The 16,623-nt window shown below is 54.3% G+C and carries 9 protein-coding genes; 4 read left to right on the forward strand and 5 right to left on the reverse strand.

Translation table 11 applies throughout. The features are described from left to right. Window positions 1-242 precede the first annotated feature (242 nt). Together ACR0IV_RS21070 and ACR0IV_RS21075 are read right to left on the reverse strand one after the other, a co-directional pair. A complete protein-coding gene (locus tag ACR0IV_RS21070) occupies window positions 243-656 on the reverse strand; it encodes a VOC family protein (RefSeq protein WP_480661035.1) in 414 nt (137 codons plus the stop codon). Window positions 657-837: 181 nt separating this feature from the next. Next, window positions 838-1,674, reverse strand: coding sequence for a VOC family protein (locus ACR0IV_RS21075; protein WP_480660997.1), 837 nt, complete (start codon window positions 1,672-1,674; stop codon window positions 838-840). Between the two features lie 286 nt (window positions 1,675-1,960). Between ACR0IV_RS21075 and ACR0IV_RS21080 the strand changes: the two genes are divergently transcribed. Continuing rightward, on the forward strand, window positions 1,961-3,274 hold the full coding sequence (locus ACR0IV_RS21080; protein WP_480660999.1) for an MFS transporter: 1,314 nt from the start codon (window positions 1,961-1,963) through the stop codon (window positions 3,272-3,274). A gap of 205 nt (window positions 3,275-3,479) precedes the next feature. On the opposite strand, the gene ACR0IV_RS21085 is transcribed toward ACR0IV_RS21080, so the two are convergent. The 3 genes from ACR0IV_RS21085 to ACR0IV_RS21095 form a co-directional block, all read right to left on the reverse strand. Beyond that, the gene (locus ACR0IV_RS21085) at window positions 3,480-4,031 is read right to left on the reverse strand and encodes a 2OG-Fe(II) oxygenase (RefSeq protein ID WP_480661037.1); all 552 of its coding nucleotides are present in this window, start codon (window positions 4,029-4,031) and stop codon (window positions 3,480-3,482) included. Window positions 4,032-4,953: 922 nt separating this feature from the next. Then, window positions 4,954-5,817 (reverse strand): LysR family transcriptional regulator, encoded by an 864-nt coding sequence (locus ACR0IV_RS21090; protein ID WP_480661001.1) that lies wholly within the window; start codon window positions 5,815-5,817, stop codon window positions 4,954-4,956. Between the two features lie 351 nt (window positions 5,818-6,168). Then, window positions 6,169-7,743 carry a trypsin-like peptidase domain-containing protein gene (locus tag ACR0IV_RS21095; protein WP_480661003.1) on the reverse strand — a complete coding sequence of 525 codons (1,575 nt, stop codon included), beginning with the start codon at window positions 7,741-7,743 and terminating at the stop codon, window positions 6,169-6,171. A 581-nt stretch (window positions 7,744-8,324) separates the two neighbouring features. Here ACR0IV_RS21095 and ACR0IV_RS21100 point away from each other — a divergent pair. The 3 genes from ACR0IV_RS21100 to ACR0IV_RS21110 all read left to right on the forward strand — a co-directional run bounded on the left by ACR0IV_RS21100 (window position 8,325) and on the right by ACR0IV_RS21110 (window position 16,535). Further along, window positions 8,325-10,508, forward strand: coding sequence for an esterase-like activity of phytase family protein (locus ACR0IV_RS21100; RefSeq protein ID WP_480473212.1), 2,184 nt, complete (start codon window positions 8,325-8,327; stop codon window positions 10,506-10,508). A gap of 250 nt (window positions 10,509-10,758) precedes the next feature. Further along, the gene (locus tag ACR0IV_RS21105; protein ID WP_170511042.1) at window positions 10,759-13,284 is read left to right on the forward strand and encodes a cation:proton antiporter; all 2,526 of its coding nucleotides are present in this window, start codon (window positions 10,759-10,761) and stop codon (window positions 13,282-13,284) included. Window positions 13,285-14,210: 926 nt separating this feature from the next. Then, complete coding sequence (locus ACR0IV_RS21110) at window positions 14,211-16,535, forward strand: ankyrin repeat domain-containing protein (RefSeq protein ID WP_480661005.1); 2,325 nt, start codon at window positions 14,211-14,213, stop codon at window positions 16,533-16,535. Window positions 16,536-16,623: the final 88 nt, after the last annotated feature.

Raw genomic sequence — 16,623 nt, forward strand, 5'->3', positions numbered from 1 at the left:
CCCACCGGCCCCGGAAACCATCGTCCAGATGGACCAAAGGCCAGTCATGCACTAACAATCAAATTGGACCACTCAAGTGGGGCTGATCAAGGTCGGGGATGATGGTGATTTGAAAGGTTGGCAAAGCCCGCATTGGGCTCTCGCCTGACCTACACCGCCAGACGTTTGGGAGGACATAGCGCAGCGCTTTTCGACAGTTTGTCAAAGCTCCGCATTTGGGGCACTGGTGATAGTTTGATGTCTCAACTGCTTTCACCATCTTTGTGGCAGACAACCTCGAGCTTAATGCCGTGTGGGTCGAGCCAATAGGCCGCATAGTGGCTACCGTATTGAGGAAACTCCTGGGGTTCGTCCAGAATATGTGACTTCCGCGAGAGTGCCCAATTGTACGCCTCATGCACGATCTCACGCTTTTCCACCGAGAATGCCAAGTGCTGTAGCCCGGTAGCGTGGCGCGAATAGTGCCCATCGTCCCTCGCCTGGTAGAAGAACAACTGCGTCCCGAGTTTTCCATCCGGTCCGTAGTTGAATGCCGGTTCGGTTTTGAACCACTCCTTGAGGCCAAGGATCGGCATTAGCTCATCATAGTAGGCCTTCGCCGCCGCAAGATCCGGCACCGCGATACCGATATGATCTATGAATCCCGTTCTGGGTATGACTGCTCTCCAGTTCTTAGAGCCTCATGGCCCCTACCTTAGCTGTGATCAGCCAGCTGATTTGTGCTCTTGGTTTCGACATCGAGGCTACAATGATTACTCTCTACGATGCAAAATTCGAAAAGCTTGTGCTCGTTCCCGACCCTGGTTGCGTGGCTGACATCGTGTTGCACTCCGTTTATTACGCCAGCCTGTTGCTTACCTCGACCAAATTGTCATCTGGATCGCGGAAGTACACGGACATAAGCCTGCCGACGGCGCCCAGTTTCTCAGAAGGACCTTCCACGATAGTGACGTCATGCGCGCGAAGCGTCGCGGTGATTTCCTCAATTGGTGTGTCGGTCAGTAGGCAGAAATTACCGCTTCCCGGAACGGTTTTATTCGCCAGATCCGGTGCTGTGCCCACACCTTGAAGACTGATTTTGTTTGAACCGAAGTGTAGGGACCATTTGCCGGGGCGTTCCTCTCGCGGGGTCATGCCTAACACTTGTTGATAGAACTCAAGCGTTACGTCGACATTATGAACGCAGAGAACGATGTGATCGAAGCCGTGGATGTTCATGGACAAAGCATACCTTTGGTCAGTTTCCCTGCAAGAGGTGAGCACCGTGATGTCGATCAGACCAAGCTGTCCGACCAAGCGGTTTTGAATTTGCTCGTTTGTCAGAGTTTCAATTGTCTTGCTCAGTATCCAAACATTTCCGAAAGGATCGCGGACGCGGCCCTCTCGCTTACCAGGAGGTCGGTCCTCGATTTCGATGACAACTTCCCCGCCGAGGTCCGTCATCGCCATGGTGATTTCATCCCGGATTTGCGAAACTCGGAGCTGACGCAGCATAAGCCCCTGCCCTGTTTTTCGAGACATTTTCAACGGCCCATTGCCGACTTTGAGCGAGGCCATCAGGTGTTGCAGCAGCAGCCCGCTTTGCCGACATTCGCTGCGGCAGCAAAATCTGGGCGAGCCTGAATTCACAGATCGCGGAAAAAACCGACTTTTGCAGCCACGACTTTTGCTCATGCTGAAAGTGCTCGCATCCGCAGCGGTAGATTTTTCGGTCGTGCAGTGATTTCCCGTTTGCGGCCATTCTACTGGGCGAATCCAGCCCGAGTTCAAGCTATGCTTTCGCTGGATTCAGCGCTTAAAATTGAACGCCAGCGAAGCGGGTTCCCAAAAAGAAAAAACGAAATTCAGTTATGGAATTTTTGTAACTTACACGATTAGCAAAAACGACATCGGGTCGCTGCCAGGAGAGAAAAAATGAGGAAACAGGTTTGACTGATTCCCAGTCCATTGAGCACTTCTCATGCATGAACGCCGAATACCAGAATGGCTTCGCCATGCGCCAGCACCCAGTGTGCCGGGATTCGCCATTCTGGCGGGATCAGAGGCGATTGCCAGGGGTATTTTGATCTCTGTTTTTCCGGTAGCGATATACAACGCGCTGAAGGATGCGCGATTTGTATCCGAAATTTATTTCGCCATTGGCACAGTTTCACTCTTGATCGGTCTTCTGGTTCCCTACCTGATCCGGTTTGTCCCAAGGAGATGGGTCTATGTATTCGGCACTCTTTCGTACGTCGCGGGTGCGGTTGTGACGACCGTTGCGACCCCTGCTGCCGTTATTGCGGGGCTCGCACTCACGACTTTCGCCGTTGTGACGACATTTGTGTGCTTCAACGCCTATGTACTCGACCATGTTGCCAGGATTGAACTGGGACGTTTTGAGACATCTCGGCTTTTTTTCTACAGTGCGCTGGGTTGGACGGCTGGCCCTGCACTTGGCGCGATATTGTACGAGTGGTGGCAACCTGCACCGTTCCTGATTGCCGCCGGTGCAGCGATTGTCATGCTTCTCATCTTTCTTGTTATGCGCCTCGGAAACGGCAGGCTCATCACCAGAAGCCAATGCGCTCCCGCAAATCCGTTCGCCTATTTCGGGAGGTTTTTTGCGCAACCGCGATTGGTTGCCGGATGGGTATTCGCAGTCGTTCGTTCCTGCGGGTGGTGGATTTATGTCGTATATCTGCCCATCTATGCGGTTCAGAACGGGCTAGGCAGCCAGCTTGGAGGGATTGCTTTATCGATTTCCAATGCCGCCCTGTTTTGCACCCCGCTGATGCTTAGGTTTATGCAGCGCAGTTCGGTGCGCGCAGCAGTCAGAACCGGATTCCTCATGTCCGGGCTGCTATTTCTTTTTGCTGGAGTTCCATTCGGAATCCCTGAAGTCACAATCGCGTTCTTGATGATGGGCTCGATTTTCCTGATCTTACTTGATGTTTCCGCAGGTTTGCCTTTCCTTCTCGCAGTCAAACCTTCCGAACGAACTGAGATGTCAGCAATTTACGCGAGCTTTCGCGATGTTTCGGGTATTATTACACCTGGTGCCGCCTGGCTGGTTCTTCTCGTGGCACCGCTCTCTGGCGTGTTCGCCGCGGGTGGCGCGGGTTTGCTTTGGACGTGGGTTCTGGCTCGTAAGCTGCACCCCCGGTTGGGTCAGACACGCATATCTGTCGAAAGTACTTCAAAGGCAGCTGGCAAAGTTGCTTCTGATATGGTGAGCCTGCCAAACTTAGTCCATGAGAAATCAGTCGCCAGTCGCTTACCGACGGATACATAATAGAGGCCAGCCATTAAGTGACCAAAGCAACTCAGGCGTCAGTACCGTGCGGATTCCAGGATTTAGCAGATACGTTGGACTACAGGAAATGCCATTTCAGCGAATATGTTAAAGGCAAGCCTAACTCTTTCGACTCTGTTTCCTACATGAAAGGAATCGTTAGCCTTGTAGTCTCGGACTCTTAATCAATCGAGTTCGGAAATCATCACCGAAACGCCGGGCCATGCGCCCAGACCGTCAACGAATACCGATCACCATTCTCGACCGGTGTCACCTGATGCAACAAGAAGCTGGGAAAGATGGTTGCGCTGCCCTGATGCCGGCTGGCCGTTACAGCATAAGCGCCCGGCATTATCTCCAAGTCTCCGCCGTCGTACATTCCGGGTTTGCTGAGTTGAACAACCAACGACAGCTTTCTTTTTCGGGCGACTGGACCGTCGCCAATATCGGAATGCCACGCAAAATGACCACCATCTGATGCTTTATAGCAGGCAATCTGCGGACTTTCGGCGAACTCGCTCAGATCGAAGCCAAACTTGTCGGTGTTGGAGCGACGGACCACATCAATCAGGCGTGACATCACCCAATCAGAGCCGTCGACGTCGTCCAGCCAAGTCACATCCGCTCTGCGCAGATTATGATCCTTGTTCTGCCCAACAAGCAGGGCCTCGTTTGCCGGGGCTTTTTGTGATTTAGCAACAATTTGCTCACATTCCCGCGCGGTAAAAGCGCCGGGAATCGAATGAACTTCCAGCATTCTGTACACCGTTTTTGATTGGTACTGGATTTTGCCAAAACACACAGAAGGCGCTGCGCTGTTTTCGACCTAAGAGGCCGAAAGCGACGTAATTTTTTCCCATAATCTCAAATGTATTCGGTCATGCTATCCGGAGTGGGAATTCATCTTCGGTGCGCTCGGATCCCAAACGGTATGCGATGCGGGATCAGGGGACGCGAGTATTGCGTCACCTGAGACTGTAATAACCAATGTTCAGGCCTTGGATTTCCCTCAACCTCCTTTGAATCGGTGATTGTGCCCGCGCCAAGGAAGTTCGCCGGTTGCTTCCCATTCGTAATCGCTCGGGCGCAAACGTCGTTCCCGGTTTTCTTTTTCCGGGTCGAATTCGGACGGGTCCCATATCTCGGCGGCATCGTCCCAATCTTGTGCTTTGCAAATCCTGCTGTTTTGCTGCCGAATGCTTCACGATCCCGAACCGTTGTGACGCAATGAAACGCCTTATGTGTTCGGTAACGCGATTAATCCAACGCCTATCCATCGAAACCTCCTTTCCCTCTGCTTCGATATTTTAGGGGATCAATCTTCGTTTTCGGAGTGCCAAACCTTATGATTTTTTCTCAACTGTGCTATCGATGATCTGAATAAATGTTTGTTTTCAGTATATTGCCTCTTTGAGGGTCAGTCCCCACGATTTGGCAGATTTCTATCCCTCCTTATACTGTTCTGGTCTCGATGGACGACCGTGGAGAGAAAAATGCGTTTGCACAGGTCTTTTGGTTGGAGGTACTGGGCTATCATGGGCGGCGTTTTGATGGTCGGGATTACTGCAGGTCTAATGTTCGAGTCTGGCAAAATGCAACCCGCAGCAACCGAAGCCCTGGAGGCTTCCGAAAACTGACAATTCGCCTTCTACATGGTAAGCCGCGAGTAGTCCGCCATCTCAGGCCGTGACGGGAAACTGTTCTTTTGCAAAGGCACTCAATAGCTGGGCGGCCTTGCAGGGGAGGCTTTCAGGATCATCGTCTGCAAAAACAGCATAGGCGGCATAAGCAAACCGAGGAGCATCCTCAATCACCCTCAACCAACCGGTTTCGACTTCCTGCGAAACAACCCGCCAGGGAAAAAATCCGGCTCCCGGCTGGGCTTTCAAATAGTTCAGGCCAAGTGTGCCAATTCCAAGCTGCAACATTGGCGTCGGAATTTCCGGAAAGTTCAGCAGGTGATCGGCACGGAATTCTGGCCCCCAGTCGATCAGAACATAGTTTTCTTCAAATGGGCTTCGCGAGGTATCGAAATCGCTGCTCACGAGTACGAAATCATCTTCAAACAACTGCATTGCGGTCAGCCCGACAGTGTTCCGCGGATCATACATCACAGCCAAATCCAGCGCGCCCGCAGTCGTTTGGCTCAGCAGTGTTTCAGTTGAAACCGTAGACCCGTGAACCGCCACATTCGGAAACGCTTGCATGAACGCTGGCATCGCGTCGATCAGGAACCCGTCCCACAAGCTGGGCACAGCACCGATTTCCAGAGCAGCTTCCACCGCATCAGGCAGGGAGGCGTCGATCCGGGCTTGTGTCCAGCACCTGACAAGTGCCTGCGCGTGTTTATGAAAGCGGTGCCCGGCCGGAGTAAGTGTAGCACCCGATTTTCCGCGCTCGAATACTGGTCGTCCGAGCTGTTGTTCGAGTGACCGAATGCGCATGCTCACTGTTGATTGCGTAACGTAAACCTTGTTGGCAGCCTCCAGAAAACTGCCCGTTTCGACAATCGCCAGAAATGTTCGCGCGAGTTCAATATCCATGGGGTATCTATTTAATTTTCAAATATAATGCATGAAGCAATTTCGCTATTCAACTAAAACAGTATGTGGCAGATTTGGCTCGTAGCATGAAACTGCTGCCGCTGTTCGGTTGCGACCCCAGGGTCTCAGAGTCCCCCATCTCGAAGTGAGTGTCGAAGAACGGCTCCCGGCAGCGCGAAGCATCTTTCATGCTACACGACCTGCCTCAGCTGATCGGGTACGCGTTGGCCTGCGTTCCCGATCCATAACAAGGAATACAATGTTTAGACCCTAGCTAAGCGCAGAACTAATACAATTCTGAGCTATCTCTGTTGACGGTAACAGTCAGCGGGAGTTTCGCCCCAGTGGCTGCTACCGGATTTCCTCCAGAAGCACTTTGAGGTGCGATACAGGAACACCGATGTTGGAGCCGCCAAATTCAGGTAAGATCGCGGCATTGATAGCCACCACCTCGCCATTTCGGTTCAGGGCAGGTCCGCCGCTTCCGCCGGTTGTGGTTTCAGCATCATAAACGACTGCACCGGGACTGGTCTGGGCGACGATTCCCCGGCTGGCCAGAGGCCTGATCTTGTTCTGCTCTGAAAGATTTTTTGCAATCGTCCAGAAGTCGACGGCGCCATCGCTCTCCAGCGTTTTCAGAAAATCCGGCCCGGCCTGCACAATCAAGGCCTTTAGGCCAGTTGGAAATCCAAGCAGGAAAACTTCTTCACCTGCACGCGGCGGGTCAGGTGCCAGTGTAAGCCCAAGCCCTTGAACACGGTTCGCATCAACGGACAGAAGCGCCAGATCGGCCGTTTTGCTTGCCCTAAGCAATACCGCTTCCATTGGCTCGGATTGTTCTGGCAGATAAGCCAGCAGACTAAGTATCTCGGCTTCAAGCCCTGCTGCCTTCAGGGCCTGTGCCCGATCCCCGGTCGTCCAGGGCAAGGCGACATGACGGTTGGTCACCAACAGAGAGGTGTCCTGCAAAAGAAACCCGGTCCCGGTGAACTGAAACTCTGCCGGCGCGCCTGCCGCATCTGGCTCAATCCACGGTTTCCCGAATGGAGTTTTTAGTTTCTCCCCGTCTGGGCCAAGCACATGCCGCAGTAATTTGCCGCTTTCGGTTTGACGCAATCCGTAGGCCCCTTGGATAAAGGCAATGGATCGCGTCGAGCCCGTTATTACCCGCCTGGATGCACCAGCACGCTCTTCCAATGTCCCAAGGCGCTGTTCGGTGGAAAGCACCTGATTGTCAAACGCTTCTCTGAGCGCGACCAGATCATCCGCCGTCAATGCATCTTCTCGCGTCTGCGTAAGCATGACAGCAACCGCCTCGATCTTGAGAGATTCCTGTTTCAGGCTATCCGCCAGCTTCCGATCGTTCTGAAAAAGCAAATAGCCAAAGGCTGTAATCAGTAGAAGTAGACCGATAACGGTAAACCGGAACAAAACCGTGGTTTGTGATGTCAGTCGACGTCCGCCTTCGCGCAGCGCACTGGACATTTTGCTGGCGAAGGGTCGTCGGCTGGAGCGCGCATACACATAAGCGTCACTTATTATGTCTTCGACCGTGTGATGTGCAGGGAATGAGTGGTCACACATCCTGTAGCGCGACATGGGACCCTTTTCACCAAACTCGATCATGTCGCCATGCCTAAGAACTGCCGAAGCAGTCTTTTGACCATTGACCCAGATTTCCCGGCCGGGCAGCGCGTTTAGCGTGTAACCGCCTTGCGACCATTGAAAGGTCGCCACATCTTCGTCATGTGGGGGTACATCCTCTTTCCGCCTTATCTTCAGGATACGGTCTTGACCTAGTGAAGCGGACAAAGCGGTGCCGACAAGCCAGGTTACGGTTCCGCGAGACGGACCGGTCAAGCTTTCCAGAAATGCCCGGACATTGCCCGTTCCATATTCCGTATCGCTTTCATCCGGTAACCGCATGGTTCATCTCTGATCTTATGCGTTGCAAGCAGTTTATCATGCGCAATTGTGAAGCTGCCACAGCTTCCACGGAAAATGTTTGGATCGCGAGAACGGATCGTCAAGTTATAGATGACAACCCCATTTGTCCGGCCCAACTCCGGCTTGATAGACGTTCCCTCTGCACTAGCAACAGTGACCATACTTAACGTTTGCAACACTTCTGGTACTGCGGCTGCACCAAGCGAGAAATTCGAATTCACAGGCTAGGCTCACAGTTGACCTAGGGTGCATCACAGTATCAGCGACAGGGCCAGCAGACGGCCCGTAGCGGTCATTGGAATTCGCTCCGATGCTGTGGCACGGCGCGTCAAACACGACATTGGCTACGAGCGCTAAATCGTAGTTATCCCGGACAGAATATGGTCCCAAAAAACCCGCTCTTGCGACACAGCCTTAGATCTGGTGGGGTTTGAATTGGCTAACGTATACGGCGGTGATCTACCTTTCTGCGGTTGTCATCAAATTGAATCCGAACCGTCACAAAACCGCAATGAATCGCGGCCATGCCACTCTCATCAAGTGAGAGAGGATACCAAACGATGTCATTGCGCTTTGCCTGCCTGACATCTGCCCTTGCCCTGACAGCCGGTCAGGCCGTGGCAGAAATGAATTTTAACCGAATTGCGTCTTTCCCCGTCGTCAAGAACATGGCCGAGGGCGCGGACACCGCACGCGAAACCTCGCCCGAGATCATCGCGGCAACCGCAGATGGCATGACACTGGTTTACACCGATAGCCCGCTGGGCGTGATCGGCATGGTCGACATTACCGATCCTGCGAACCCGGCTCCTTTGGGTGCGATGGAGGTGAGTGGCGAGCCGACCTCGGTCGGGATCGTTGGCGCGACCGCCTTTGTGGGTGTCAACACTTCAGAAAGCTATACCGCGCCATCGGGCAAGCTGATTTCAGTCGATATCGCGGGCAAGGCCGAAACCGGTGCCTGTGATCTGGGCGGTCAGCCCGACAGCGTCGCCATCTCGCCCGATGCCAGCTTTGTCGCCGTCGCGATCGAGAATGAGCGGGACGAAGACCTGAACGACGGTATCATCCCGCAGCTGCCCGCCGGGTCGCTGGCGCTGGTGCCGCTAAAAGATGGCGCGCTGGATTGTTCGGGTATGACCATGGCCTCTCTGACCGGTTTGGCCGATGTCGCCCCGACCGACCCCGAGCCTGAATTCGTTGACATAAACGCTCTGGGCGAAACCGTCGTCACTCTGCAGGAAAACAACCACATCGCTGTTGTTGGCAAGGACGGCACCGTCATCAGCCATTTCTCGGCCGGTAGCGTGGATCTGGAAGGCATCGACGCCACCGATGAGCGCGGTGCGCTGATCTTCACCGAAAACCAGCCGGGCCGCTTGCGTGAACCCGACGCGGTGAAATGGATCGACGATAACCACTTCGCCACCGCCAATGAAGGCGATTATAAGGGCGGCTCGCGCGGTTGGACGATCTTCCACAAAGACGGCACCGTTGTTTACGAAAACGGCGCCGATTTCGAGAAAGCTATCATCCAGATCGGCCACTACCCCGACAAACGCTCGGACAGCAAAGGGGTCGAGCCCGAGAGCGTGACCGCGGCCATCTTCAGCGGCGCACCGATGATCTTTGTGGGTGCCGAACGTGCCTCGGTCGTGGGGGTCTATGACGCCACCGATCCGGCACACCCTGTGCTGAAACAACTGCTGCCCTCGGGTGTTGGCCCGGAAGGCTATGTGGCGATCCCCGAGCGTAACCTGCTGATCTCGGCCAACGAAAAAGACCTGATCGAAGATGGTGGCCCCCGCGCGCATGTGTCCATTTTTGAGTATCAGGATGCCCCCGCAGCTTACCCTCACCTGACCTCGGAAGGTGCAGATGAACTGATTGGGTGGGGAGCTCTGTCCGGTCTGGTCGCGGATGAGGACGGCATGATCTATGCGGTCAACGACAGCTTCTACGGCTTCCAGCCCTCGATCTTCAAGATCGACCCCAGCCAGCAACCCGCCCGTATCGTGGACGTGATCCGCATCCACCGTCAGGACGGAAACCCGGCGCAGAAGCTTGATCTTGAGGGCATCACGCTGGACGGCAACGGTGGCTTCTACGTCGTCTCCGAAGGCCGCACCGACCGGGTCATCCCGCACGGGATCTATCATGTCTCGGCGAACGGCCTCATCAAAGACCGCAAGGGTGAAATCGGCCTGCCGCCGGAACTGATGGCAGTCGAAAAACGCTTTGGCTTCGAAGGCATCACCCGCGTCGGTGACACCTTGTGGATGGCCGTTCAGCGGGAATGGAAGGACGACCCTGAGAACCATGTGAAACTGGTGGCCTATAACCTTGAGAACAAGGAATGGGGTGCCGTGCACTATCCCAAAGCACAGCCCGAAACCGGATGGGTCGGCCTGTCGGAAATCGTGGCCTTCGGTGCTCATGTCTATGTCATCGAGCGCGACAACCAGCACGACCACCGTGCCGTGACCAAGAAGGTCTACCGCATCCCGCTGTCCGAAATGACCCCAGCCCCGCTGGGTGGCCCCCTGCCCGTAGTCAGCAAGCAAGAGGTCCGCGACCTGCTACCCGACCTGACCTCGACCGGCGGCTATGTTCTGGACAAGATCGAAGGTCTGGCCATCCTGCCCTCGGGTGAGGCGTTTGTGATGACCGACAATGACGGCGTCGACGACGCCTCGGGCGAGACGATGTTCTGGTCGATCGGGTCGGTGACGGCTGGGAACTAGGTCAAACAACAGAGATTGGAGAGCCCCGCGTAGAGACTACGCGGGGCTTCTTCATTCAATGGCCTCACCACGCTCCGGCCCAAACCTGCCGTTCACTCACCGCGCTGGTGTCGCACTGCGGCCCGTCATTCCTGACATTCGCTGCAACTGCACATTATTGAAGAGTGTAAGTTCACACATTGATCCCACAGGGTCGATCCGGTTTGAAGGTTGGATTCCCTTAGTTCGAGTTCTCAGGTAATAGGTATTGATGGACATAGTCGTAATTACGACCATCATCACTTCGCTTTTTGTTGTAATCGGCGTGGCGGAGCCACTGGCTGCTCGATTGCGCTTGCCTTTCAGCGTTATTCTCGCCGTCCTGGGGGTGGTGATCGGGCTTGGCGCGACCTTTTTTCTCAACACTGACCTGACGGATGCGCTGAATCCTGGGGCGCAAGCGATCATTGATCTGCCGATCCGGTCCAACGCATTCCTTTATGTTTTCCTGCCAACGTTGCTCTTTCAGGCCACACTCGGCATGAACCTACGCAGGATGCTGGACGACTGGATGCCCATCCTGATGATGGCCGTTGTGGCAGTGATTGTGGCTACACTTTCTATTGGCTACGCGCTCAGTTGGGTAAGTACGTTGCCGCTGGCCGCCTGCCTGTTGATCGGTGCTATTGTGTCGACAACTGATCCCTCGGCGGTTGTCAGCATTTTTCGATCCATCTCCGCACCACGCAGGCTGTCACGAATTATCGAGGGCGAAAGCCTTCTCAACGATGCCGCAGCGATTGCTCTTTTCGGGCTATTCATGAGCTTTGTCATGCTCGGAAGACCCGATCCCTTACTAAGTGAAGCCTTGGGGCAATTTCCTCTGTTGATCTTAGGCGGAGTACTCACCGGTTGGCTCATGGCGCGCATGACGGTTTGGCTGATGGCTTTCGTAGACCGCTGGGAAATGGCGCAAATTTCAGTTTCCGTTGCGCTGCCGTATCTCTCCTATATCGTTGCTGAACAAAGCATCGGTGCTTCGGGTGTCATCGCTGTTGTGGCGGCAGGGCTTACTCTCAATCTGACCGGCCCCGGTCGAGTGTCACCGGTCGCTTGGGCAAATCTGCAAGAAGTATGGGACCTTCTGGCGCATTGGGCCGGGGCGCTGATCTTTATTCTTGCAGCATTGCTGATACCGAGATTGTTGGAAGGCGTGCGACCGTCTGACTTTGGCCTGTTGGCTGTGGTGGTTCTTGCTGCAACACTCGCGCGGGCGGCGGTTCTGTTCGGGTTGTTGCCATTGCTTACGACAATCGGTCTGTCGCCGGCTGTGGAACGCCCCTATCGCACCGCGATGCTGTGGGGTGGGCTGCGGGGTGCCGTGACTCTGGCGCTGGCGCTGGCAGTCACCGAAAGCACGCATATCCCGCTCGAGACCAAGCGTCTGGTTGGCATCCTGGCCACAGGCTTTACACTGTTTACGCTGATTATTCAGGGCACAACCTTGCGCTCGGTGATCACAAAGCTGGGGCTCGACAAGCTCTCTCCGCTTGATACGGCACTATCACGCCAGGTGGTCGCGGTCGCCTTGCAATCAGTGCGCGAGGACGTGTCCCGCACCGCAGAAAACTACAACCTGACTCACGATATCGTCAGAACCGAAGCCAAACAGTTCAGCGAACGCCTCGATGAAGCTGTAAAGGCCGCCGAAGACAGCGCTCAGATCCTTGATCGTGACCGGATCACGCTTGGCCTGATTGCACTGGCCGGTGCGGAGCGAGATTCCGTGTTGGCCCGAATGCGAGAGCGCACCATGTCGTCGGTTCTGAGTGAAAAAGTTCTGTCCGACGCGGATAGACTCATTGAAGGGGCACGGACCGGAGGCCGGATCGGCTATCAACGCGCGTCAAATCGGTCCGTCGTTTACGGCAAGTCTTTCCGGATCGCTGTGTTTCTGCACAACCGGCTTCGAATCTCGTTTCCACTCACGCGTATCACAACGGATCGGTTTGAAAGACTGCTCATGCAACGCCTGATCCTGCGGGATCTCGACGGGTTTGTCCGTGGCCGCATACGACGGATTCACGGCCGCCGGGTTGCGGAATTGCTCGATGATCTGTTGGCACGTCGATCCGAGGCGGTTGAGACCGCGCTTGATGGTTTGCGGCTACAATATCCAGGCTATGCCGAAAAACTGGAGCGGCGGTTCATCCGACGAACTGCGCTGCGACTGGAAGAGCGTGAATACACGGTCATGCGCGAAGACGGCCTGGTGGGTGAAGAACTCTATTCGGTGTTGATGCAGGAAATGGCGGCACGCCGTGCCTTAACTGAAGGGCGTCCGGTACTGGACATCGCCCTCAAAGGACGGGATCTGGTCAGGCAGTTTCCGCTATTCTCTGATCTCGACAAAGCATCACTGAGAAAACTCAGCAGAGCACTGCGTACCCGTTATGCCAATGCAGGTGAAACCATCATCTCCAAAGATGAACTCGCCCGGAGTGTGTTCTTCATCGCTTCTGGCGCAGTCGAAGTGGAGTTAGGCAGACACACTACGCGGTTAGGTCGTGGCGAAATGTTCGGGCAATTGGCCATGCTGTTGAAACGGCCCCGTCGCGTTAACGTGCGGGCGTTGGCGCCCTCGACACTACTTTTGCTCGACGAGGCGCGTTTCCGTCGATTGCTTCGCCGAAGTGAAGCCATGCGGAATTCTGTCAGAATGAGCGCAAAAAACCGCATGATAGACCCTGCGGTGCTGGACTTGGATCAGCGTGCAGGGCTTTCTGAACAGGGTTAATTGTCTTGAAAGATCATCAATTGGAAAGGAGCCGCGGAAACAACGGTGTTGTCTCATGGGCACCAGTCGGGTTCTGTTTTGTCGATGGTCTTCTCCTATCAGAAGCTTGTTCACTCGAAAAACCGTCACTACTCTCAACATCCCGGACAATCGCCCCAGTTTCCTAGCTCCATATTTAATAGCACCAGCCACGAAGTGCGACTTTGTAAGAAGGACGGGTAAGCGATCTGTGACAGGTCCGGCCCCAAGCCGCCGTCTAGCTCTGGTACCTACCGCTGCAGATGCAGCCCGCTTAGCAGACATTCGCCGTGCGAACTGCTCTGGACCTAGGCGTAAATTGGCTGTTTGACGTGATCTTAAGGCCAATTGTCTCCCTCATGATCAGTTTTGCGACTGTATTCTCGATTTCCTCACGGATGGGGTCGGCTTCGATTATCTCTTCCTCATGCCAAGCAACATTCAGTTGCGAGGCAAAAAATGGATCAAAGAAAAGGAAAGAGAAATGGCAAATCCACGCCCTACGAACGGCCCATCAACCACAGGAAACAAATCTGGTTCTGGCCGCGGAAACAATCCGCCTAAGGGGAAATAGTAGCCTCTAGCCAGCCGCGCGCAGCACGCACAAAGGCTTCTAAAAAAGGCTCGGCTACGACAGTTACTGAAAGAAATGATTGGGATGGTGGTTGCGCCGCCATCCCCTTATCGAGGTGCAAAGTGTATTATTCAAAAGACAAGGAGTTGAACAAGGTGATTGCAAAAGAAGTGAAGTCTGGGGCGCGTTATGTCTCTGGAAAAAAACACTCAAAGCTATTCCTGGCTGGTGGTGGATTACTGGTTTTCTCACGAACACCGAGTGATCGGCGGGCGTTTCGGAACGTGAAGGCAGAGCTGTCCAGGCTGCACCGCCAACAGGCTGAGGTGTGACCATGCTCGACACTCTGCCGAAAGCTCAACTTCCAACTTCACATTCCGCACTCCTTTATGCTGTGTCGCTATTCGGCTCACCGAAATGGCAGCACTCCGAACGCCGCCGTTATGCAAATTTTGAGATGCGATTGGAGGGAGGGGCTGACCGAACGCTCGAGTTGCTTGATTTGCTAAGGCAGGCGTTGGGTCTGGAGCAATCATCAACCCTATGGGGCGATGTTGTTGAGCAAGCTTTGAGACTTGGGCTGTCTCTGGATGCGTTAGAGCTCCACACGCGGACATATTCGGTAAATCCGCAGCAGGCACTTTGGGTGCTTCTTGCGTTCGACGTTATGCCTGCCCTTGGCAGAACGTGGGGCTTCTGGTGTCAGGATGAAGCGCTTTTACCTCGCATGCCTGAAGAAGGCCTTTGGTTTTTGCCCCATCAAGACACTGCGAACTCAAATCGTTTGATCCTGCCGGTCGAAGCAATTCTGAGTTGGTGGCTGAAGCAAGTGGAAGGACCTCTCGATCAGCTTTGGGGAGAGTACGATGAAGAAAGGAGACGGACCCTTGACAACTGGAAGTCAGGCCGAACGACGCCAGCGATTTCCAGGATCAAGGAGTGGTTTAATGACGATCATAAGTTTTCATATAAGAGTTCAGACGAAGCTCATCTGTCGACACCGCAGCTTCGCTCGTTGTTGCTTTGGGCGCGTGCACTCGAGCAAAGCTACAAGGATCTCGTTGGATTTTTGACGCCAGGTGTTCAGCCGAACGACGCGGATCCTATGCGCAACAAGGCGCTGCATTTGATCGAGCTTTTTAGGTGGAGCCACGAGGCTACTGTCGCGACAGACCCAGCCAACCCGCCATCGGCCGATCAGGCTTTTGCTAAGGCTCTACCTTTCTGGATAAAGGAAGGCCCGTTTCGTGTGATTACACCAGACGGGTCCGGAAGGCTACTGGCCACAGAGCAGGTAGCCGATTTCCTGAGTGGAATAATAAGTTCTGTACCGTGCGACGATACGCTCCCCGATGTTTTTCGAGATCTAAAGCTAAGGTCGCCGGCGATAATGACATTCAACGGAAGCTTGGTAGAACAGCGACAAAGGATTCAGGAAGCCATCGATCACTGCATTGAAATCCAGAAAAGCAATGAACCCGATCGCCAATACCGTGTCGCAGCACACTTGGCAAAGCTTCGAAAATTGCCCGGCATTGCCGAGTTTGAACCGGACCTCGCCTATCTTAGCGCCCTTAACGAAATTTCGTCAGGAAATTTTGACGGCGCGTGCGAACACGCTGAAAAGGCTCTCGAACTCTGTCTGGCACGGTCCATCGGCCCACTGAAACTGGATATCGCTAAGCTCAACTTCTCACTTGCGGTTGCTCAGGAAGCGTTCAGCCGTCGCAGTGCGGAACGCAGTTTTCGATTACTTTGCAAGTCAGTTGAACCTGAAGTAGCTGCTCGCTGGAAGCTCGGTGAAGGCCCGATCGATTACTCTATGCGCTTAGCGGCGGCCGATCACGCGGCTTGGTTCTGGGAGAACATTGTTCGCCCTTATGAAGGGGTGGAAATCGAAGCGCCGCTTCAACAGGAATCTGACATCATTAGGTCATACGCTGGTTTGCTTCTCTCCAGTGCGTCAGAGTTGGAGTTACGCGGTTTCATCAAGCACTTTCGCGGCAAGCTTAAGCGCAAGCTAAGAGATGTGCGTGGTGACACGTTCTTCACTGTGACATCAAAGATGGTGCCGGATCTTGTGCGTGCAATGAGGCAAATGCCGACCTATTCCGGAATCCACAAAGATCCGGTCGAACTTGCTAACTCGATGGCCGAAACGCATTTGAAGCTAGTAAGCTTGCTGCCCACGGATGTTCTGAATGCGCGGGACTATTTGAAACAGACTGCGCTGATGCTGGCGGCCGAGCGAAAAGATGTAGACATGGTAAACGCCCTCATTGATCGCCATGTGGATATTGATGCGCGTGACGCACTTGGTCGGACAGCATTGCATTCAGCCGCCAAGGTTGGAGCCGATCGATGTTTTGAAGCTCTTCTTGTTGCTGGCGCGAACCCAACTCTCCAAACTTACACCGGCAAGACGCCAGCCATTTTTGCCGCCGAATTCGGTCGTGCCACGATCTTCCAGATGAGATTGGCATACACGGCATATCAAATGGGCAAAAGCGAGCTAGAGGAAGCGCACAAACTGGCGCAGGACTCTGCGAAGCATTTCAAGGCAAAGCGCAAGGCATATGCCATTCAGGGATATGAAATTGCGGGACGGAAGGGCTTTCAGAGGATTGTTGAGCTTACGTTGAAGGTTCTGGACGGGTGACCTCTTGGAATTTGGGTTGCGAGTCGGCCCAAACCAGCCGTTTGCCTCACCACTCGACGCTGCAGCGCAGCCTGCGCATTGCTGCCGT

This window comes from Ruegeria sp. C2 (assembly GCF_056537765.1).

Bases quoted from the DNA above. Each gene is read 5' to 3' on its own strand.
- ACR0IV_RS21075 (WP_480660997.1), bottom strand. From the start codon at position 1,674: ATGAGCAAAAGTCGTGGCTGCAAAAGTCGGTTTTTTCCGCGATCTGTG.
- ACR0IV_RS21080 (WP_480660999.1), top strand. From the start codon at position 1,961: ATGCATGAACGCCGAATACCAGAATGGCTTCGCCATGCGCCAGCACCC.
- ACR0IV_RS21085 (WP_480661037.1), bottom strand. From the start codon at position 4,031: ATGCTGGAAGTTCATTCGATTCCCGGCGCTTTTACCGCGCGGGAATGT.
- ACR0IV_RS21090 (WP_480661001.1), bottom strand. From the start codon at position 5,817: ATGGATATTGAACTCGCGCGAACATTTCTGGCGATTGTCGAAACGGGC.
- ACR0IV_RS21095 (WP_480661003.1), bottom strand. From the start codon at position 7,743: ATGCGGTTACCGGATGAAAGCGATACGGAATATGGAACGGGCAATGTC.
- ACR0IV_RS21100 (WP_480473212.1), top strand. From the start codon at position 8,325: ATGTCATTGCGCTTTGCCTGCCTGACATCTGCCCTTGCCCTGACAGCC.
- ACR0IV_RS21105 (WP_170511042.1), top strand. From the start codon at position 10,759: ATGGACATAGTCGTAATTACGACCATCATCACTTCGCTTTTTGTTGTA.
- ACR0IV_RS21110 (WP_480661005.1), top strand. From the start codon at position 14,211: ATGCTCGACACTCTGCCGAAAGCTCAACTTCCAACTTCACATTCCGCA.